The 20,547-nt window shown below is 64.4% G+C and carries 13 protein-coding genes; 10 read left to right on the top strand and 3 right to left on the bottom strand.

The window, feature by feature from the left end; all coding sequences use genetic code 11:
- The first annotated feature begins 234 nt into the window (after positions 1-234).
- From Q0K12_RS10560 to Q0K12_RS10545, 4 genes are read left to right on the top strand one after another with little or no spacing between them, the layout of a single operon-like run.
- On the top strand, positions 235-807 hold the full coding sequence (locus tag Q0K12_RS10560; protein WP_297262743.1) for a molecular chaperone TorD family protein: 573 nt from the start codon (positions 235-237) through the stop codon (positions 805-807).
- Positions 794-3,064 carry a molybdopterin-dependent oxidoreductase gene (locus Q0K12_RS10555; protein WP_297262741.1) on the top strand — a complete coding sequence of 757 codons (2,271 nt, stop codon included), beginning with the start codon at positions 794-796 and terminating at the stop codon, positions 3,062-3,064. Before Q0K12_RS10560 ends, Q0K12_RS10555 begins: the two co-directional genes overlap by 14 nt.
- Positions 3,061-3,618 (top strand): 4Fe-4S dicluster domain-containing protein, encoded by a 558-nt coding sequence (locus Q0K12_RS10550; protein ID WP_297262739.1) that lies wholly within the window; start codon positions 3,061-3,063, stop codon positions 3,616-3,618. Before Q0K12_RS10555 ends, Q0K12_RS10550 begins: the two co-directional genes overlap by 4 nt.
- A gap of 4 nt (positions 3,619-3,622) precedes the next feature.
- Entirely contained in the window at positions 3,623-4,372 is a 750-nt protein-coding gene (locus Q0K12_RS10545) for a DmsC/YnfH family molybdoenzyme membrane anchor subunit (protein WP_297262736.1), read from the top strand.
- Positions 4,373-4,701: 329 nt separating this feature from the next.
- Here Q0K12_RS10545 and Q0K12_RS10540 read toward each other — a convergent pair whose 3' ends face one another.
- A complete protein-coding gene (locus Q0K12_RS10540; RefSeq protein ID WP_297262734.1) occupies positions 4,702-5,025 on the bottom strand; it encodes an EamA family transporter in 324 nt (107 codons plus the stop codon).
- A 338-nt stretch (positions 5,026-5,363) separates the two neighbouring features.
- Between Q0K12_RS10540 and Q0K12_RS10535 the strand changes: the two genes are divergently transcribed.
- On the top strand, positions 5,364-5,807 hold the full coding sequence (locus Q0K12_RS10535; RefSeq protein ID WP_297262732.1) for a squalene cyclase: 444 nt from the start codon (positions 5,364-5,366) through the stop codon (positions 5,805-5,807).
- 32 nt (positions 5,808-5,839) lie between these two features.
- Positions 5,840-7,381 (top strand): outer membrane homotrimeric porin, encoded by a 1,542-nt coding sequence (locus Q0K12_RS10530; RefSeq protein ID WP_297262730.1) that lies wholly within the window; start codon positions 5,840-5,842, stop codon positions 7,379-7,381.
- A gap of 909 nt (positions 7,382-8,290) precedes the next feature.
- On the opposite strand, the gene Q0K12_RS10525 is transcribed toward Q0K12_RS10530, so the two are convergent.
- On the bottom strand, positions 8,291-10,456 hold the full coding sequence (locus tag Q0K12_RS10525) for a bifunctional (p)ppGpp synthetase/guanosine-3',5'-bis(diphosphate) 3'-pyrophosphohydrolase (RefSeq protein ID WP_297262728.1): 2,166 nt from the start codon (positions 10,454-10,456) through the stop codon (positions 8,291-8,293).
- Between the two features lie 200 nt (positions 10,457-10,656).
- Between Q0K12_RS10525 and Q0K12_RS10520 the strand changes: the two genes are divergently transcribed.
- Positions 10,657-11,184, top strand: coding sequence for a hypothetical protein (locus Q0K12_RS10520; protein WP_297262726.1), 528 nt, complete (start codon positions 10,657-10,659; stop codon positions 11,182-11,184).
- A gap of 214 nt (positions 11,185-11,398) precedes the next feature.
- Here Q0K12_RS10520 and Q0K12_RS10515 read toward each other — a convergent pair whose 3' ends face one another.
- Complete coding sequence (locus tag Q0K12_RS10515) at positions 11,399-12,982, bottom strand: peptide-binding protein (RefSeq protein WP_297262724.1); 1,584 nt, start codon at positions 12,980-12,982, stop codon at positions 11,399-11,401.
- Positions 12,983-13,223: 241 nt separating this feature from the next.
- Between Q0K12_RS10515 and Q0K12_RS10510 the strand changes: the two genes are divergently transcribed.
- The 3 genes from Q0K12_RS10510 (at position 13,224) to Q0K12_RS10500 (ending at position 20,427) form a co-directional block, all read left to right on the top strand.
- A complete protein-coding gene (locus Q0K12_RS10510) occupies positions 13,224-16,472 on the top strand; it encodes a DEAD/DEAH box helicase (RefSeq protein WP_297262723.1) in 3,249 nt (1,082 codons plus the stop codon).
- 623 nt (positions 16,473-17,095) lie between these two features.
- Positions 17,096-18,373 (top strand): gephyrin-like molybdotransferase Glp, encoded by a 1,278-nt coding sequence (glp, locus tag Q0K12_RS10505; RefSeq protein ID WP_297262721.1) that lies wholly within the window; start codon positions 17,096-17,098, stop codon positions 18,371-18,373.
- Between the two features lie 104 nt (positions 18,374-18,477).
- Entirely contained in the window at positions 18,478-20,427 is a 1,950-nt protein-coding gene (locus tag Q0K12_RS10500; RefSeq protein ID WP_297262719.1) for a molybdopterin biosynthesis protein, read from the top strand.
- The last annotated feature ends 120 nt before the right edge of the window (positions 20,428-20,547 follow it).

The raw sequence follows: 20,547 nt of genomic DNA, 5'->3' as shown, positions 1-20,547 counted from the left end.
TGGGGAAGGGATGGGGGGCTTGGGGGGAAGGGGAACCCCTCCCGCGCCGGCGGAGGGGTTCCCCTTCCCCCCAAACTGGCAGCGAATAGGCTTAAGCCCCTCCCCCTCTCCCCTCCCTGATCGGGTAGACACATCTACCCGATACCTCACCAAACAATCTCAGTGGCGCGGCCTGCGCCGCCGGGGCACACTGGATGCGGAGAATCTTCCCAGCCCGTCATCCCCGGAGGCCCCATGTCCGCACAGCTTGCCCCCCTGCGCCGCCCGGCGCTGCTTTTGCGCGATTTTTTCGCGGCCCGTACGCGGGAGGAGCTGCGTACCGCTTATGCCGCGCTCGCCGCCCACATGCCGGACGGCTTCCCTCCGCTGGGCGACGCTGAGGCCGCCCGGCTGGAATACGCCTTCAACCGGCTTTTCGTGGGCCCGGATGCGCTGCCCGCGCCCCCGTACGCGTCCGTCTATCTGGATGCCGATCCCCTGCACATGGGCCCGAGCACGCTGGACATGCGCGCCCTGCTGCACAGTCTGGGGCTTGCCGCGCCGCATGACGGACAGCCGGATGATTTTTTGCCCTACGAGCTGGAAGCCTGGCATGCCCTGACCCTCCTGCTGGACAACGACACGGCAGGCCCCGCCGCCCGTGAAGCCCTGCAATGGCTTTGCGGGGAGCATCTGGGGCGCTGGCTGCCCGTCTTTCTCCAGCGGGCGCGTCAGGCCGGCCCGCCGCCCGAACTGCTGGCCGTGCTGGATGCGCTCGATGTCTGGCGTGCCGCAAGTCTGCAAAGGAGTCTTTATGAAAACGCATGAACATCTTTCCGGCCGTCGCGGCTTCCTCAAGGGGCTGCTGGCCGCCGGAGCGGCCGGTATGCTGGGGTCCGGGACCGGCAGCCTGCTCCGGCCGCACCGGGCCGAAGCCGCCCCCTTCGACCCCTCGGCCTATGAGGTCTTCCGCAACGCCTGCCCTCGTAACTGTTACGATACCTGCAGCATCAAGACCTACGTCAAGGACGGCGTGGTGCAGTTCGTGGAAGGCGCGCCGGAATCCACATTCACCAAGGGCGGGCTGTGCGTGAAGGGCTACACCTACCCCCGCCGCGTCTACAGCCCGGACCGCATAAAATACCCCATGCTGCAGGACGGACGGGGCTCCGGCAACTGGCGGCGCATCAGCTGGGACGAGGCCATGGACCGCATCTCCGACAAGATCCTGGAGATCAAGAAGCGCGACGGCAGTCTGCTCGGCCTGGGCCTGACCAAGTATTCCGGCAATTTCGGCATTACCAACTACGGCGTGGAAGGCATGATGTCCTCCCTCGGCTACACCACCCGCTTTGTGGGGACCCCCTGCTGGCCGGCCGGCATCGACGCCCAGAACTACGACCTCGGCGACATGTGGTGCAATGACCCGGAAGATATGGTCAAGGCCCGCTACATCATCGTCTGGGGAGCCAATCCGGCCTGGTGCTCCATGCATTCCATGAAGTACCTCTACGCCGCGCGCGAACGCGGGGCCAAGATCCTCGTCATCGACCCCATATTCACGCAGACGGCGGCCAAGGCGGACGAATTCTGGCAGGTGCGCCCCGGCACGGACGGGGCCCTGGCGCTGGGCATGGCCCGCCATCTGCTGGATGCCGGTCTGGTGGACATGGACTTCGTGCGGAATGCGGCCATCGGCTATGAGGACTTTGCCGCCTACCTGAAAAAGAACGTCACCGTGGAATGGGCGGCGGAGACCTCCGGCATCCCGGCGGACGCCATCCGCGCCGCCACGGAAGACTTTGCCGCCGCCAAACCCGCCACGGTCTGGATCGGCTACGGCATGCAGCGCCACACCAACGGCGGCTCCATGGTCCGGGCCATCGACGCCTTCGTGGCCATGAGCGGCAACATCGGCGTGGAAGGCGGCGGGGCCCGCTACGGCCACCTTCAGACGTGGGGATTCAACTACCACGCCATGATCCAGAAGCAGCCCGCCGGTTCCGTGGGCATGCGCGGCGCGTCCGGCCCCAAGGGCGAATTCGACTTCGCCGGCGGCGAGGCCGCGACCTACAGCGACCGCACGCTGAACATCAACAAGACCGCGCAGGAGATCCTCGACGCCAAGGACCCCGAACTGCGGATGCTCTGGATATCCTGCAAGAACCCCTTTGCGCAGGACTTCGACCGCAACAAGCTGGAAAAAGCCTTTGCCAAGCTGGAAATGGTCGTCTCCGTGGAGCAGTTCTTCACCGAGACCGTGCGCCATTCGGACATCGTCCTGCCGGTGACCACCCTTTTCGAGGAGTGGACCATCAGCGCCTCCTACTGGCATTACTGGCTCTCGCTCAACGAGCAGGCCATCAAGCCCATGCACGAGGCCAAGTCCAACATCGAGATCGCGGCGCTGCTCTCCCGCGCCATGAACGCCAAGGAGCCCGGCTCCTGCACCTTCCCGCAGGAGGTGGACGGCAAGGAATGGATGATCAAGGAATGCAACAAGGGCATTTACGATCTTTTCGGCATATCGAGCTGGGAAGATCTGCGCAAGGGCCCGGCCAAGGCCCGTCTCGCCTCCTCGGCCTCGTGGCATGACCGGAAGTTCAAGACGCCTTCCGGCAAGTACGAGTTCTCCTCCGCCCTCTGCGCCAAGAACGGCTTTGCCGCCCTGCCGGAATACGTGGAGGGACGCCGCCCCGACGCGCCTTTCCGCCTCATGACCCCGCATATCCAGTTCGGCCTGCATTCGCAGTTCATCAATCTGGACTGGATGGAGGCCTACTACCCGGAACCCTTCGTCTACATCCACCCCGCCGCCGCCCGCAAGAAGGGCATCGCCGACGGCGACATGGTGCGCGTGTCCAACCGCATCGGCGAGGTCCGCGTCCGCGCGCGCCTCAGCGGCAACGTGGCCGAGGACTGCGTGGTCATGTACGAGGCGTGGTTCCGCAAGCTGAACTTCAACGTACAAAACGTGGTGGACGACTGCGAGGCCGACATGGGCGCCATGAAGACCGGCGCGCCCGGTGTGGCCATCCATGACCAGTTCGTGGACATCGCCCCCGCTGACGGAGGCCGGGCATGAGCAAGCGCTACGCCTTTCTGATGGATATGGACAAATGCATCGGCTGCCGCGGCTGCGGCATGGCCTGCAAGAACTTCAACCAGCTTGAGCCGGACATGGTCTGGCGGCAGGTCTACCCGCTGGATGAGCGCATCTATCCCCACCGGGACAGGGCCTTCCTCTCGCTGGCCTGCAACCACTGCGACGACCCGGCCTGTCTGGCCGCCTGCCCCACCGGCTCCTACACCAAGCGGCCGGACGGCATCGTGGTGCACCATCAAGAAACCTGCATCGGCTGCACCAACTGCATCCGTTCCTGTCCCTACGGCGCGCCGCGCTTCAACAAAGCCGAAAAGCACGCCGAAAAATGCAGCCTCTGCCACGAACGACTGGACGCCGGTCTGCTGCCCGCCTGCGTGCAGGCCTGCCCCACCGGCGCGCTGACCCTCGTGGACCTGAACACCTTCCATGATGACAATGCCGTGCAGTATCCGGCCGGCTTCCCGGCCATGCCCCGGCTCAACCCGTCCACCCGGTTCATCCTGCCCAGGATGCCCCGCCTGCTCAGAGGGTGATCCCATGAATTACGAATTCCCGCTCGTCTTCTTTACGGTGCTGACCCAGCTCGGCATTGGGCTTGCCCTTGTGGGCGCCTGGAAAACCTGTTTCGGCGGCTCGCTCATCACGCGCAGGTTCTGGCTGACGGCCCTTGCGGCCACGCTGGCCGGGCTGGTGGCCTCCCTCTTCCACCTCGGCGATCCCCTGCGGGCGGCAACGGCGCTGAACGGCCTCGGCCACTCCTGGCTGAGCCGCGAGGGCCTCGTCTTCGGGCTCTTCGTGCTCCTGCTCCTGCTTGCCGCCCTGCGGCCCGGACGCGCGGCCGCCGCCCTGCCCGCCGCCCTTGCCGGTCTGGCGGCGCTGGTGGTGCAGGGCTTCACCTACGCGCCCGTCTCCATGCCCGCCATCAGCAACGGCTTCCCCCTGCTGCTCTTCGTCCTGACCGCGCTGGCTCTGGGCATGAGCTTCGGCGCGGCGGCCGCCGGCCCGCAACGGCTGACGCTGAGCCTGCTGCTCGTGGTGCTGCTCATCGTCCCCTGCCTTTGGGCGTCCGGCAGCGCCATCATGCAGGATACGGCGGCCCTCTGGCGGCAGTCGGCCGGCTTCTGGGCCGGGCTCGTGCTGACGGCCGCAGCCCTCGTCCTCTCCCTCGTCCGCCGGCAGGGCACGCGTGCGCAGGGCGTCCTGCTGCTCTGTGGCGCGCTGCTCGTCCGGGTGGCCTTCTTCAGCGCCACCGTCCATACCGCAAGCCGTCTGGGCATGCCGTACTGACGCCATACCGCAACTGAACGCCAAACGGGGCGGTCATCCGTGAAGGATGGCCGCCCCGTCGCTTCAAGGCCTGCCGATACGACACGCCAGACTCGTATGTCAGCGGCGCTGTGCCGCCGCCTCGCATTTTGCTTTTTTTCTAGGGTCAGGACTCATTACTCTTTTGTGAGGGGGAAGAAACCCCTTTTGCTCGCGGCAAAAAGGGGTTTCTTCCCCCTCACACTCCCCCATCTTCCCCAAAACCCGCTACTTGGGTAAAAGTAATTGGAAACAAAAAACCTCAGATTATAAAAATAAGTATTTATTTTACAACAAGTTATAAAAATATCTCAGTCAGAGCATATTGCCTGATAATGAGTCCTGACCTTAGAGTATTGCAGACCGGAAAACTGGGCGATGTTGTTGAAGGCCACGCCCGTCAGCCCCATGCACACCAGATAAAGCAGGCAGTCCCGCCGGGGCAGGAGCGGATTGCCGCGCAGCAGGGCAAGGACGAAGAGCAGCAGAGTGATGCAGCCGTAGCGCAGGGCGGTCAGCGTGGTGGGCGTCAGTTCGGCCACCACGAACTTGACGAACAGGGGTTGCAGGCCCCAGACGAGACCAGCCAGCGCCAGCAGACCATAATACCGCCCGTAGTTGCGTGCGTGTGACATCTTTCCTCCCTCCCCCCTGCTCAAGCCCGCCGGGCATGACGGTGCGTCCCTGCCTGTAGCGCAAGCGGCATATGGCGTCAAACCGGGATCTCAAGAAAAATGAAATTTATTTTCATTTTCATTGACAGGCGATTTCATTCCCAGTACAAAAGATTTGACGCAGCAAGCATCGCCGGCAAAGGCAGGGCTGCGTCATCGCGGACATGAACCTTTCCCAACTTTTACGGATCAGCGACAACGCCATGATGCATGTCACAAAAAAATCCCTCACCTTCGCGGCCCGATGTCGAACCGGCAGCTCCGTTTTCGCTGCCGCCAATCCCCACAAGGAGTCCGCCATGAATACATATGCCGCGCCTGACGCCCTCACCTGCCGGGAAAGCGCCCATAACCTGCATATCAATGTCGGCCAGACGCTGGGCATGGCCCAGGCAGAGGGCATCATGCAGCTTCTGGCCAGCCGCAAGGACAGCTGCAAGAAATTTTTCATCGACGTGCGTCAGGTGACCAGCCTCGACCGCGAGGCGGCCGGCAGCCTGCGGGCCGCCCTGCCGCAAAGTCCCGTGGGCATGCAGCGCATCGCCTTCAAGGGACGGCTGGGCTTCGACCTGGCCGTGGGCGGCAACAAGGTGCTCATCGTGCCCGACAATGCCAAACACGTTTGCCGGGGCACCTGCCCGGACTGCAAGTGCGGCCACAAGAAGGCCCGCGCCCGGGCGCGCAATGCGGCAAAGGAGGCCATCGCCGCTCATGGGGCGAACGGTGAGGGCCTGCAACAGTAACCTTCAACCCCTGTTTGAAAAGGAGAATTGTCATGAAACGCATTCTGACGCTGGCGCTGGCCGCCGGCATGATCTTCGGCGCAGCCACCGGAGCCAAAGCCATCGACTTCAAAGCCTCCGGCGAATGGCTGGTGGGCTTTGGCGCGGGGGACGGATCATTGCTCGAATCCACCCGCGACGTGGGCCAGAAGCGTACCCGCGCGGACAACGAGGATATTTTCAATGCCGGACAACGCATCCGCCTGCAACTGGATGCGGTGGCCTCCGAATCCCTCTCCGGCACGGTCTTCTTCGAGATCGGAGATCAGTTCTGGGGCCGCAGCGGCGAAGGGGCCGCCCTCGGCGCGGACGGCACCAACGCCATCAAGGTGAAGAACGCCTATCTTGACTGGCTGGTGCCCAATACCGATCTGCGTTTCCGCATGGGCTTGCAGGCCATCGCCCTGCCCAACGTGGCGGGCGGCTCGGCCATCATGGACGGCGACGCCGCCGCCGTGGCCGCCTCCTACCAGTTCAACGAGAACGTGGGCCTGACCGCCCTCTGGATGCGTCCGCTCAACGACAATTACACCGGCGTCAACGCCGACGGCCAGCCCTACGGCAACGGCTACACCAACTATCTGGACAACATGGATCTTTTTGCCCTCATGCTGCCCCTGAACTTTGACGGCGTGAGCCTGACCCCCTGGGCCATGCTGGGCTTCCAGGGCAAGAACGCGCGCTTCAACGAGGGCGGCGTGGAGACGGCCGACGGCGTGCTGGGCTACACCCTGCCGGGCTACTATCCCGAATTTGACGGCCTTGCGCTGGGCGAGACCTCCAAGGCCTACGGCACCATGTTCTGGGCCGGCCTGCCCATCGCCCTCACCCTCTGGGATCCGCTGAACATCGAGCTGGACATCAACTACGGCTATGTGGAAGCCATGGGCCGCTATGACGTGCTCAAGCGCGGCGTCGACCTGCGCCGCGGCAGCACCCAGCGTCAGGGCTGGCTCGTCAAGGCGCTCGTGGAATACAAAATGGACTGGGGCACGCCCGGCATCTTCGGCTGGTACGCCTCCGGCGACGACGGCAACGTGAAGAACGGCTCCGAGCGCCTGCCCTCCATCGCCGGCGCGGGCAACTTCACCTCCTTCATCGGGGACGGCAACCTCGCCTGGGGCACGCTCAGCACCGGCGGCTACGACATGAACCTCACCTATGCCGGAACCTGGGGCGTCGGCCTGCAACTCGCCGACATGAGCTTCATGGAAGACCTCAAGCACACCTTCCGCGTGGCCTACTGGGGCGGCACCAACAGCCCCTCCATGGTCAAGTACATGAACTCCTCCTATGCCTGGAACAGCGGCGCGTACAATCAGGACGGCCCCTACCTCACCACCAACGACGGCCTGCTGGAATTCAACCTCGTCAACAGCTACCAGATCTACGAAAACCTGGAAGCCAACCTTGAACTGGGCTACGTCGTCAACATGATCGACCGCGATACCTGGAAACACAGCTCCTACAATCAGCAGGGCTTCAGCAAACAGGATGCCTGGAAAGCCCAGCTCATCTTCGCCTACACCTTCTAACACCCTCCGCGGACGGGGCGGTCGCACGTCCGCCCCGTCCTGTCAAATCTCCGCTCCAGCACTTCCCCACGCCGGAACGGATCAATTTTTCACCCCTGAGCAGCCATCAGACACGAGGGGCGCATCCGTCTTCCTTCCGCGGATACGCCCCTCACTGCGTGCTATGGTATGTTGTCGTATTTGGGGGGAAGGGGAACCCCGCCGCCGGCGCGGGCGGGGTTCCCCTTCCCCCCAAGCCCCCCATCCCTTCCCCTGCGCGCTTTTATCGAGGAGGATGAAAAACGACGCGACACGCAAGCCCCCTTCGCCACACGTCCCCCGGCGATACAAAAGGTCAGCGTTTCCGGCCCCCCATAAACACCTTCAAAACGTCTAGCGAGCCGGGACGCCGCAGCAGGCGACCATGCCCGGATGCCGGGCAACATCCGCAAGCCAGCGGCAGAAAAAAAGAAAGCCCCCGTCAGGAGGCATCCTCCGCACCGAGGCATACGCTCCATCCAAGGGGAATGCTCCCCGCCAATCATGCGGGAACTTTCCTGCCGGGACGACGCTCCCCGCCGCTCAACGCGCAGACCGGGAGACCTCCCGCCTCACCAGCGAGCCGGGGCGCGAAGGCGATCCCCGCGCAGCGGGAGCGCCGCAGCAGGCGCGCATATCGCCCGCGAAGCGGGAAGATGCGCGCCGATTTGCCCCCTGCGGCGAGCGGCGGACAAGGTACACGACATGCGACAGCGACGCCCGCCGCCATACGAGACAAGGGGGAGTACGGGGGTCGTAGGGGGTGTAGAGGGGTACGCCCCTCTCACCCCCTGCCGCCAGCCGCGCAGGCTACCACGCCCGGATGCCGGGCAACAGCCGCCATCCAACGGCAGAAAAGAAAGGAAGAAAGAAAGAAAACCGCCCGCCGCGTCAGGCGTCCTCCGTATCGCGCACCACTTCGAGGATGAGCGGCAACTTGCGGATATCCTCGATGAGCTGATACAGCTGACTGGCATCCTTGACTTCCACGGTGACGCTGATCTCGGAGCGCCCGTCCAGCAGACTTCTGGCGGTCAGGGTCATGATGTTGATGTCCGCCCCGGCCAGCGTCTGGGTGACATTGGCCAGCACGCCGCGCTCGTTTTTTGCCAGGATGAAGATGCCGGCCTCGTAGGGCTTCTGCCGCTCTTCCGCGCCGTCCCAATGCACGGAGATGAGACGTTCCGGCTCCATATTGGCCACATTGGCGCAGTCGGCGCGATGCACGGTCACGCCCATACCACGGCTGATGTAACCAATGATGGGATCGCCGGGCACGGGATTGCAGCACTTGGCGAAGCGCATGAGCACGCCGTCCACGCCGGAGATGCCCACGCCCTCGCTCTTGCGCTTGGCGGTCTCCTTGCTTTCCTTGATGCTGGGGGCGGCGGGCTGCTCGGCCGTGGCGGCGTCCGGGTGCATGACCGCATACAGCTTGTTGAGCACGCGGCGCGGCGTGATGTGGGCATAGCCCACGGCGGCGGTCAGTTCGTCCGCATTCTCAAAGTTCATGTCCTGCGCCACGATGGCCAGATGGCCGTCCTTGGTGGCGCGGCTGACATTGAGATTCATCTTGCGGCCTTCCTTCTCCAGCATGTCGCGGCCCAGGGTGATGGCGTGGGCGCGCTCCTCGGTACGCAAGTAGCGCTGGATGCGGGTACGGGCGCGGGCCGTCTTGACCATCTTGAGCCAGTCCCGATTGGGATTGCGCGTGGGATCGGTGATGATCTCCACCGTATCGCCGTTCTTGAGCGGCGTGCTCAACGGCATGAGGCGGCCGTTGATCTTGGCTCCGGCGCAGTGATGGCCCACCTTGGTATGGATGAGGAAGGCGAAGTCCAGCGGCGTGGCTCCTTCGGGGAGCTCCTTGACCTGCCCGGCGGGCGTGTAGACGTAGACCTCGTCCTTGAAGAGGTCGAGCTTGAGGGAGTGCATGAACTCGCGCGAGTCCGCCTCGTCCCCCTGCCGCTCGAAGATCTCCCGCAGCCAGGAGAACTGCTCCAGGTCGCGCGGATTGACGCGCCCCTTTTCCTTATAGAGCCAGTGCGCGGCCACGCCGTGCTCGGCCTGCCGGTGCATGTCCTCGGTGCGGATCTGTATCTCGATGCGCTCGCCCTCCGGCCCGATGACCGTAGTGTGCAGGCTCTGGTAGCCGTTGGACTTGGGCATGGAGATGTAGTCCTTGAAACGCCCGTGCACCGGCTTCCACTGCGAGTGCACCAGCCCCAGCACCGCGTAACAGTCGCGAATGTCCTTCACCAGCACGCGAAAGGCCATGATGTCGTGCATCTCGTCCAGGGTGAGGTTCTGGGACTGCATCTTCTTCCAGATGCTGTACTTGTGCTTGATGCGGCCGTAGACCTGCCCGTTGACCTTGTTGGATTCCAAAAGGTCGCGGATGAGCGAGACCACCTTTTCGATGATCTTCTTTTCCACCACCTGATGCTTGTCGAGCCAGTGGTCGATCTGGTTGTAGATGTCCGGCTGCAGGTACTTGAAACTCAGGTCTTCCAGATCGCGCTTGAGCAGATAGAGACCGAGACGGTTGGCCAGCGGCGCGTAGATGTCCATCGTCTCCTGCGCGATGCGCCGCTGCTTGTAGGCCTTCTGGAAATCCAGCGTCCGCATGTTGTGCAGACGGTCGGCCAGCTTGACCATGAGCACGCGCATGTCATGGCTCATGGCCAGAATCATCTTGCGGATGTTCTCCGCCTGCGCCTCTTCCTTGTTGTCGAAGGGGATGAGGCTGATCTTGGTCACCCCGTCAACGATGTCGGCCACTTCCTCGCCGAAATTGTCGTCGATCTCCTCGATGGTGGCCTTGGTGTCCTCCACCGTGTCGTGCAGCAGGCCCGCGGCCACCGTCGGCTCGTCGAAGCCCATTTCCGCCAGCGTGTAGGCCACCGCCAGCGGATGCGAAAGGTAGGGCTCGCCGGAAAGGCGCGTCTGCCCCGCGTGGGCCGTGGCGGCAAAGACATAGGCCCGCTGTATAAGCTCCAGATCGGCATCGGGATTGCCCGCCGCCACCTTGTCGAGAATTTCCTGAATACGGATCATGGCCGCCTCATGAAGGGTAGGAGGAATGGGATGTTGCCGCGCCGTCCCGCCGCGGGGCGGGAAGGAGCGCGCTTGCATCTCCTGACTGTCCGACAAGTATGGCTGCTTGTCAACGGGCGGCGGGCGGCTCCGCAAACAGAGCCACACTGGTATTTTTCTTGCATTTTTCCTGCAGAGGAAATTCTTGCCGGAGGGATACCATGAACCTGTCTTCGCTGCTTTCCGCTGATAGTCAGCAAAAAAAATCGCCCCTTGCCGGGATCATGCAGTCACAAAACGTCTCGCGGGTCGGCGGTCAGGGCGGTTCCTTTTCCAGCCACATCGTTGCCGCCAACCAGCGCGGCGATACCGTGGACATCTCCGAGGAAGGCCGGGCGCTGGCCGCGGCCATGCTGAACGAGAAGAACCGGGCCGCCACGAGTTCTGCGCTGGACGATGCCTCCGCCGCTCCTGAAGAAGCGGCTGCGTCTCCCAGCCTGGCCGACGACTACCGCGCCGCCCTCGGCATCAACGAGGAAGGCGACATTGAGGTCAACCGCACCGAGGATGTGGATGCCGAAGCTCTGGAAGCCATGCAGAAGGAACTGGAAAGCCTGATCCAGCAGATGGCCGAACTTTCCGCGCAGGCCCAGCAGAACCCCGAAGCCAAGCAGGCCGTGGCCCAGATCAAGCAGCTCATCAATGAACTGCAAAAGCAGATAAAGAGCGGCGGGGCCACCGCCGCCTGATCGCTCCTTTCCCCTGTTTTTCACCGACTTGATACGGAGGAGGGACTTTCCCTCCTCCGTTTTTCTTTTCCGCATGCGCCCCGCTGCCGCACGTGCACAAGAAAGCCCCTCTTCCTCCTCCATCCCGCCGGGGGACGGACAGACGCCGAGCGGACGTGCGGCCCTCGACGCTCTTCCCTTCCCCCCAACGTACATCACGACAGTGTAACAGGCCTTACGGCGTCAGCGTGTAACGCTGCAGGGCGCGCGGTACCCACCAGTCCTCGAAGTTGTACATGATGCCGGCCAGCGCGGGCGTGATGCCCATGAAGCGCTTTTGCACCACGGGCAGGGAATACGGCACATAGAGGAAGCAATAGGGCTGATCGTCGGCCAGCACTTCCTGTACGCGCCAGTAGAGGCGCTTGCGCTCTTCCTGATCCGGGGTGATGCGGGCCTCTTCGAGCAGGCGGTCCAGTTCGGGATTTTTGTAGCGGGTGAAGTTCAAGCCGCCTTCCACGGCCTGCGAGCTGTGCCAGACCTGATAGATGTCCGGGTCGGAGGTGATGGTCCAGCCGAGCATGACGGCGTCGAAGCGGCCCTTGTTCACGAATTCGCGGATGAAGGCCGCCCATTCCACCACGCGGATCTCCACGGCGATGCCGACCTTTTTGAGCTGGCTTTGGATGAGGGTGGCCGTGAGGATGCGCTCCTCGTTGCCCTGATTGGTGAGGATGGTGAAGGCCAGGGGCTTGCCGTCCTTGTCCAGGATGCCGTCGCCGTCCGTATCCCGGAAACCGGCCTCGGCCAGCAGGGCGCGGGCGGCTTCACGGTCGCATGCCACGGGCTTGAGACGGGGATGATAGGCCCATGTGCCGGGCTTGTAGGGGCCGAAGGCCGGTTCCCCCTCGCCCAGCAGCACCACATTGACGATGTCCCGCCGGTCGATGGCCTGCGAAATGGCCCGGCGCACGCGCGCATCCTGGAAGAAGGGCTGCTCCATATTGAAGCCGAGAAAGACGTAGGCGCTGCCGAGATAGCGGTATTTATTGAAATTTTTCCGCCATTCCGGGCCGGATGTCTGGCGCAGGTACTGGAGGGGCGTCAGATTCATGAAATCGAGCTGCCCGGCTCGCGTTTCCAGAAACATGGTGGCCATGTCCGGGATGATGCGAAAGACCACTTCATCTATATGCGGACGTCCGGCGAAGTAGGTGGGCGAGGCCGCCAGCGTGATGCGTGCGCCGGGCTGCCAGCTCTTGAGGCGGTACGGCCCGGCCCCCACGGGCTTGCGGGCAAAGGGCGTCTGCCGGATGTTCTGCCCTTCCAGAACGTGTTTGGGCAGGATGGGCTGCATCCAGGTGAAGATGCCGCGGGCAAAGAACTGGTCGTAGAGCACTTCAAAGGTATAGCGGTCGATGACCCTGAGATCCTTGACGCGCAGGAAGTCGTCGGCATAGGGGCTGGCCGTGGCCGGATCGCAGACGAGCTTCCAGGTGAAGGCCACGTCCTCGGCCGTGAGCTCCACGCCGTCCTCCCAGAGGATGCCCTTGCGCAGGGTGAAGCGGTAGCGCCGGCCCTCGTCCTCCACGCTATAGCTTTCCGCCGCCCAGACTTCCGGCTCAAGATCCTTGTTCATGCGCAGGGGCGCCACATAGAGCATGTCGGCCACCTCGTGCGAGGCGGAGTCCGAGGTCAGATAGGGGATGAGGTTGGAAGCCTCCCCGATGCTGCCGAAAATGATGCGGTCCCCGTCCACGGGGGTGGAGTACGGATTCTGCGCGGAAGCCCCCTGCCCGGGGGCCTCGGACTGGGCCAAAACGGGGCTGACGCCTCCAAACAGCAGCGCCGCGCCCAAAAAAACGACGCAAAAGAGCCTTGCCGCCGCCCTGACGACCCGGCGGGACAAAACCCCGCAGATGCCTGCCCGTCTGTCGTTGCGCGGTTTTTGATAACGATTGTACATAACTTGGAATCTTTTGTTGCCTTTAGGGTTTGGTTTGTGCTACTGACTCAAAATTGTCGTTATGCCCCTGCCGCAGCGGCAGGGTGGGAGAAGTATGAGCAGATCCGAACAAATTGTCATCACGGAAATGTGTGAAGCCTTCCTCCACGATTCCGTACCCGAATATATCCGCGACACGGCCTACCCTATCCTTTCCGAAGGCGGTGTGCAAAAAATAAATATCCAGGAAGGCGAGCCCTGGGAGGTGCAGGGTCTCATCCAGGGCGAGGACCTGCAGGTCTATACGCCCAGCCTCACCTTTACCCTTTCCGACCGCAGCACGCGCCATCAGTGCAATTGCTCGGACGCCTTCACCGGCATCTGCCGGCATGTGGCGGCGCTGGCCCTGCGCCTGCTGGAAGAGCTGCGCAAGGAACAGGGCAATGCCGAAGCCGTGCCCGCGCCCGTCTCGGACTGGAAGGAAAGCTTCCGTTCCTTCTTTTCCACGGACATGGAGCCGGAGCCGGGGCGGCATTACCTCATTTTCCGCTTCGAGCCGGAACCCGGCCGCCTGCTGGTCTCCTTTTTTCGGGGGCGGCAGAACAAGTCCGGCCTTTCCAGCGTACACAATGAAGTGACGCTGGATCAGATCATCCATAATCCCGCCTGGTGCGAATTCTCGCCGCAGCTGCCGCTGGTGGCCAAGCAGATCGGCCAGCATCTCGATTATTACGGCCACCGGGTGGAGATCCCCAACGGTCTGACCTCGTGGTTCTTCTGGGCCGTGCGGCGGGAGTACTACCTCCTCTGGAAGGATACGGACAAGCCCTGCCGCATCGAGAGCACGCCCTTTGCCCTCAAGCTCAAGCCCAATCTGGATGATGCGGGATTCTGCTTCGACGTGCTGCTCAAGCGCGAGGGCCGCCAGCCCCTGCCCATCGTCAGCCGGGACGACGAGGCGCGCGACGAGAGCAGCCCCGAGGCCGCGCCCATCACCTTCCACGGGCAAATGCCGCTCTGGGTCTGCTATCAGCACAATTTCTACCCCGTGCAGACGGGGCTTGCGCCCTCGCTGGTGCGGCGGCTCATCTACGAGCGTCCCGTGGTGCCGCATGAGGAAATATCCGAATTCCTCGACCGGGTGTGGACGCGCCTTCCCGCCTCGGAACTCTATGAACCGCAGCAGTTCCTGCGCCAGATGGAGCCGGTGTTCCAGCCCGCCACCTACAATCCCAAGCTCTTCCTGGACGAGGAAGGCAGCCTGCTCACGCTGGAGATCGACAACATCTACGAGACCAAGCACGGCGAGTTCACGCTCAACGGCCCCAATCCCGATTTCCAGACCGGCAGTTATACCTACGAGGGGCAGACCTATCTGGTGCGGCGGCATCAGGACGAGGAGGCCCAGCTCATGAGCGAGCTGGCGGCCATGGACTTCCAGTCCCGTTCCAACCGCCTGTGGTTCCTCGAACCGGAAGAGGCCATCTCCTTCCTGCTGGATTCCTACCCCAAGCTGGTGGACTATTACCGCGTCTACGGCGAGAAGGCCCTTTCCCGCTACAAGGTGCGCACGGCCAAGAGCACCATCACCGCGCAGGTGGTGAGCAACGAGAAGGAAAAGTGGTTCTCGCTGGACATCTCCGTGGATTACGAGGGCCAGTCCCTGCCGCTGGAAAAGATCTGGAAGGCCTGGACGCGCGGCAAGCGCTATGTGCAGCTCAAGGACGGTTCCTATACCAGCCTGCCGCAGGAATGGCTGGAGAAGATCGCCCACAAGCTCACCGCCCTGGGGCTTGACCCGAGCAAGCCGCCGCAGACCAAGTTCAAGCAGTTCGAAGCGCCGGTGCTGGACAGCCTGCTGGAGGACCTGCCCGGCGCAAGCACGGACTCCTTCTGGAACAACCTGCGCGAGAAGATACGCTCCTTCCGGGAAGTGCGCCCGGTGCCCGCGCCGCAGAAGCTGCAGGCCACCCTGCGCTCGTACCAGTTGCAGGGCCTTTCCTACCTCAACTTTTTGTCCGAGTACGGCTTCGGCGGCATCCTGGCCGACGAAATGGGCCTCGGCAAGACCGTGCAGACGCTCGCCTTCATCGAGCATATGGTGGAACATCATTACGAGGGCCCCAACCTCATCGTGGTGCCCACCTCCGTGCTGCCCAACTGGGAACGCGAAGCGGAGAAGTTCGTGCCGCACCTGCGCCGCCTGACCATCTACGGCACCCGGCGCGAAGGCATGTTCAAGCATATCGCGGAATCGGACCTGGTCATCACCACCTATGCCCTGCTGCGCCGCGACCTTGAGGAGATGGAGAAGTACGAGTTCAACACCGTCATCCTCGACGAGGCCCAGAACATCAAGAACCCCAATACCATCACGGCCCGCGCCGTGCGCCGCATCAACGCACGCATGCGGCTCTGCCTCTCCGGCACGCCCATCGAGAACAACCTCTTCGAGCTCTGGAGCCTGTTCGAATTCCTCATGCCGGGCTTCCTCGGTTCGCAGCATGCTTTCCAGCGCGGCATCGTCAAGCCCATCAAGGACGGCGACGCCGAGACGCTGGAATACCTGCGCACCCGCGTACGCCCCTTCATCCTGCGCCGCACCAAGGCCGAAGTGGCCAAGGACCTGCCGCCCAAGGTGGAGAGCGTCACCTGCTGCGCGCTGGAAGAGGCGCAGGCCGAGCTTTACGCCGCCCTTGCCCGCAAGCTGCGGGCGCAGGTGCTGGCCGACGTGGACGAAAAGGGCCTGGCCAAGAGCCAGATGTCCATCCTGGACGCCCTGCTCAAGCTGCGGCAGATCTGCTGCCATCCGCGCCTGCTCAAGCTCGATATGCCCGGCTTCTCCAACAACCTGCCCTCCGGCAAGTTCGACGCCTTCAAGGACATGGTGCAAGAGATCGTGGAAGGCGGCCACAAGGTGCTGGTCTTCTCGCAGTTCGTGCAGATGCTGCACATCATCCGGCAGTGGCTGGAATTCTCGCAACTGCCCTTCTGCTACCTCGACGGCGCGAGCAAGGACCGCTTCGAGCAGGTGGACAGGTTCAACAACAGACCGGACATCCCCATCTTCCTCATCTCCCTCAAGGCCGGCGGCACGGGCCTCAACCTGACCAGCGCGGACTACGTCATCCACTACGACCCGTGGTGGAACCCGGCCGTGGAAAGTCAGGCCACCGACCGCACGCACCGCATCGGCCAGACGCGGCAGGTCTTTTCCTACAAGCTCATCTGCCAGAATACGGTGGAAGAAAAGATCCTCAAGCTGCAGGAGGCCAAGCGCGGCGTGGCCGAGGCCATCATCCCCGGACAGGACACCTGGAAGTCCCTCACCCGCGAGGATCTGGAGATGCTGTTCGAAGTGTAGCGGCAAGGCCTCACGCTCTGCCGGGACACGCGGAAATACGGACAAGGGAAGCATGGCGCAACGGCCTGCTTCCCTTTTTTCCATGAGCATTTCCCCTTTGAAACGCTTTGCGTTTCAAACTGAAAGTACGTTTTGGGGAGAAGGTCACTGCCATGTGGCCCGCATTTTCCCTCCCGGCTGGCGAAGGTCTCCCCGGCTGGGGAGTTCTCGCGTTTGTGGTGGAAAACAACACGGGGACAGGCGGACGAAGAAACGGCTTGCGTGTCGCACCATCCTTTCATCCTCCCTGGCAAAAGCGCGCTGGGGAAGGGATGGGGGGCTTGGGGGGAAGGGAAACACCTCCCGCGCCGGCGGAGGGGGTCCCCTTCCCCCCAAACAAACAGCGAATGGCCTTACGGCCATCGACAGCAGCGCGAGGGGCCTCCCTTCCCCCCAATAAACCGTCCACCCCGCTCCCTCTAACAGATCCTGTGACGGGAGCCGCCGCTTTTCCTTGAGCGCGGAATGGTGTAGGCTGCCTTTCAGCCGCCGTCACCGGCGGCGCGGCCGCTGCTCTGCCCTACGCCATCGTTCTGACGTTCCGGCACTCCGGCCGTTTCCGTCACACTCTCCGGGAAAACCGCATGAAAGCCTTTCTCAAGCTCCAGTCCGTGGAAGAAGTCCTTGCCCATCTGCGTGCCTTCCCTCCCCTGCCGTCGGAGGACGTTCCGCTGGAGGAGGCGCTGTCGCGCTTTTCCGCCGCCCCGCTGGCGGCTCCCCACGATCTGCCCGGCTTTGACCGCTCCACGGTGGATGGCTTTGCCGTGCGGGCGCGGGACGTGTTCGGCGCGCAGGAGGCCTCTCCGGCCCTGCTGGACATCGCCGGGGACTGCCGCATGGGCGAGGCGGCCGGACTGACGCTGGAAGAAGGCCGGACGGCCCGCATCCTCACGGGCGGCATGCTGCCTGCCGGTGCGGACGCCGTGGTCATGGTGGAGTATTCCCGTCCGGCGGGCGGGCAACTGGTGGAGCTGACCCGCAGCGTCGCCCCCGGCGAGAATGTGCTGCGCCATGACGAGGACGCCGCGGCCGGGCGGATCTGCCTGCCGCAGGGACGTTGCCTGCGCCCGCAGGAGATCGGCCTGCTGGCGGCCTTCGGCCTGACGCATACGCTCGTGCGCCGCCGTCCCCGCGTGGGTATCCTCTCCACCGGGGACGAGGTCGTTCCCGTCACCGCCGCGCCCGCTCCCGGCCAGATACGGGACGTCAACGCCCACAGTCTGGCGGCCCTCTGCCGCCGCTGCGGCGCCGCCGTCACGCAGGCCGGGCTGGTGCCGGACGATCCCGAGGCCCTGCGCGCCGCCGTGGCCGCCCTCAGCGCCACGCAAGATGTGGTGGTGGTGTCCGGCGGCTCCTCGGCGGGCATGCGGGATCACACGGTGGAGGTCTTCACCGGCGGCACGGGCGGCGAGCTGCTCTGTCACGGCGTGGCCCTCAGTCCGGGCAAGCCCTTCATCCTTGCCCGCAAGGGGGATGTCTGCCTCATGGGCCTGCCCGGCCATGTGAGCAGCGCCCTCATTTGCGCCCATGTCTTCCTGCGGCCCCTGCTGCGGCATTTGCAAGGCGCGGATGAGGCCAGCCGGCCCGTCCCCGGCACGCTGGCCATCCTGAGCCGACCGCTGGCCTCGGCGCAGGGACGGCGGGACTACATCCGCGTGCGGCTGGAAGCCCTGCCGCCGGACGAACAGCTCAGGACGGCGGACCGGCCGCCCGTACGCTGGCGGGCCGTCCCTCTTACCGGGCCGTCAGGCTGCATCTCCGGCCTGACGCAGGCCGACGGCCTCGTGATCTGCCCGGAGAACCGCGAAGGGCTCTATGGCGGCGAGGTCGTGGAAGTGGAATTGCTGGACGATCCGTCCTGATCCCGCCGCCCTGTCCGCCATCCGACTGTAGCCCGCCGCATCCCATTTTTTTTGCTGACCGCTTCCGTCGGCCGCCTTCCCGCCCCTGCCCTCACGAGGAAATCATGGAAACGAAACGCACGGCCTACCTGACCCTGCTCTCCCCCGAAGAGGCCCGCCGCCGCTGGTTCGCGGCGCTGGACGACACCCCCCTGCCGGAAGAATCCGTCCCCCTTGCTGCGGCCCTGCACCGCATCACCGCCCGGCCCGTGGCCGCCCGCCGTTCCTCCCCGGCCTTCCACGGCGCGGCCATGGACGGCATCGCCGTGCGTGCCGAGGAGACCTTCAACGCCTGCCCGCAGCACCCCCTGCGTCTGGACGTGGGCACGCAGGCCCACTGGATCAATACCGGCCATCCCCTGCCCGCAGGCTGTAATGCCGTCATCATGGTGGAGCATGTGGTCAGCGAGGAGGACGGCCGTCATGTAATCATCGAGAAAGCCGCCTTCCCCTGGCAGCATGTCCGCAAGCTGGGCGAGGACATGGTGCGTACGGAGATCATCCTTGCGCCCGGCACGCGCATCGGCCCCTGCGAGCTGGGAGCGCTGGCGGCGGGCGGCGTGCTGGACGTGCCGGTCTTCGCCCGGCCGCGCGTGGCCGTCATCCCCAGCGGTTCGGAGATCGTGCCCCTTGCCGAAGCTCGAGAGGAAGACCTGAACAGCGGCCGCGTGCTGCCGGAATTCAATTCCCTCATCTTCTCGGCCATGATCGAGGAAGCGGGCGGCGTGGCGGACGTCCGCCCCATCGTGCCCGACGATCCCGCTGCCATCGCCGCTGCCGTCGATGCGGCGCTGGATGACGGCGCGGACGTGGTGCTGCTCAATGCCGGATCCTCGGCGGGCAGCCGGGACTACACCGCGCAGGTGGTACGGGACATGGGAGAACTGCTGGTGCACGGCGTCGCCGTCATGCCCGGCAAGCCCACCGTCCTCGGCCTCGTGCGCGGACGTCCGGTCATGGGCGCGCCGGGCTACCCGGTCTCGGCCAGCGTGGCCGTGGAGGAATTCCTCTTGCCCCTGCTGGCCCGCCGGCAGCGCCGCCCCCTGCCGCGACGCGAGCGCATCCAGGCCGTGCCCTGCTATCCGCTGCCCTCACGGCCGGGCATGGAAGAACGTCTGCGCGTCAAGCTGGGCGAAGTGGACGAGACCATCGTGGCCGTCCCCCTGCCGCGCGGCGCGGGAACAGTCACCAGCCTCAGCCGCGCCGACGGCATCCTGACCATCCCCGCCGCCTGCGAGGGGCTGGATGCGGACGTGCCCGTGCCCGTGGAACTTTTGCGCTCCCGGGAGAGCCTGCACGGCGCGCTGCTGGCCATCGGCAGCCACGACAATACCCTTGACCTGCTGGACGGCCTGCTGCGCCGTACCCACCCGGCCTTCCGCCTCACCTCCGCCCACGTCGGTTCACTGGGCGGCCTGCAGGCGCTGGCCCGCCGCCGCTGCCATCTGGCGGGCTGCCACCTGCTCGCCGCGGACGGCGTCTACAACCGGCAGGCCATCGCCGAACTGCTCGACGAGCCCATGCTGCTGATCCGGCTGGTGGACAGGGAACAGGGCCTCATGCTGCGGCCCGGCAACCCGTTGCAGCTGCATGGCGTGGCGGATCTGGCCCGCGACGGCGTCCGCTTCATCAACCGCCAGCGCGGCAGCGGCACACGCGTGCTGCTGGATCATCTGCTGTCCCGCGAAGGTCTTTCCCCGTCCCGCATCCAGGGCTACCGCGATGAGGAATACACCCACATGAACGTGGCCGCCGCCGTGCTGTCCGGCCGCGCGGACACCGGTCTCGGCGTCCTTGCCGCCGCGCAGGCCCTGGGGCTGGATTTCGTACCCGTCGGCGTGGAGGAATACGACCTGGTCATCCCGCAGCGGCTGGCGCAGGACGAACGCATACTTGCCCTGCGGGACGTCATCCGCTCCGACGCCTTCCGCGAACAGGTCGATGCCCTGGGCGGCTACGGCACGGCCCGCACCGGCGACGTCATCTGGGAATACCCGGGACGCCCGGCGGAGTAGGGAGCAGGGAGAGGGTGTTTTGTTATGCGGGGGGAAAGGAGCAAAGCTTATTGTTATTCAAGTTGCATTTCTGAAAACGTGACCTAATCTGAGCTTTCTAACCAATCACATCAAAATCTA

This window comes from uncultured Desulfovibrio sp. (assembly GCF_944324525.1).
GTDB lineage: Bacteria > Desulfobacterota > Desulfovibrionia > Desulfovibrionales > Desulfovibrionaceae > Desulfovibrio.
This window is presented reverse-complemented; position numbering and strand designations above follow the sequence as displayed.

Excerpts from the sequence above, each read along its gene's own strand:
- glp (WP_297262721.1), top strand. The coding sequence starts at position 17,096 with ATGAAAGCCTTTCTCAAGCTCCAGTCCGTGGAAGAAGTCCTTGCCCAT.
- Q0K12_RS10520 (WP_297262726.1), top strand. The coding sequence starts at position 10,657 with ATGAACCTGTCTTCGCTGCTTTCCGCTGATAGTCAGCAAAAAAAATCG.
- Q0K12_RS10530 (WP_297262730.1), top strand. The coding sequence starts at position 5,840 with ATGAAACGCATTCTGACGCTGGCGCTGGCCGCCGGCATGATCTTCGGC.
- Q0K12_RS10560 (WP_297262743.1), top strand. The coding sequence starts at position 235 with ATGTCCGCACAGCTTGCCCCCCTGCGCCGCCCGGCGCTGCTTTTGCGC.
- Q0K12_RS10540 (WP_297262734.1), bottom strand. The coding sequence starts at position 5,025 with ATGTCACACGCACGCAACTACGGGCGGTATTATGGTCTGCTGGCGCTG.
- Q0K12_RS10550 (WP_297262739.1), top strand. The coding sequence starts at position 3,061 with ATGAGCAAGCGCTACGCCTTTCTGATGGATATGGACAAATGCATCGGC.
- Q0K12_RS10545 (WP_297262736.1), top strand. The coding sequence starts at position 3,623 with ATGAATTACGAATTCCCGCTCGTCTTCTTTACGGTGCTGACCCAGCTC.
- Q0K12_RS10525 (WP_297262728.1), bottom strand. The coding sequence starts at position 10,456 with ATGATCCGTATTCAGGAAATTCTCGACAAGGTGGCGGCGGGCAATCCC.
- Q0K12_RS10510 (WP_297262723.1), top strand. The coding sequence starts at position 13,224 with ATGAGCAGATCCGAACAAATTGTCATCACGGAAATGTGTGAAGCCTTC.
- Q0K12_RS10555 (WP_297262741.1), top strand. The coding sequence starts at position 794 with ATGAAAACGCATGAACATCTTTCCGGCCGTCGCGGCTTCCTCAAGGGG.
- Q0K12_RS10500 (WP_297262719.1), top strand. The coding sequence starts at position 18,478 with ATGGAAACGAAACGCACGGCCTACCTGACCCTGCTCTCCCCCGAAGAG.
- Q0K12_RS10535 (WP_297262732.1), top strand. The coding sequence starts at position 5,364 with ATGAATACATATGCCGCGCCTGACGCCCTCACCTGCCGGGAAAGCGCC.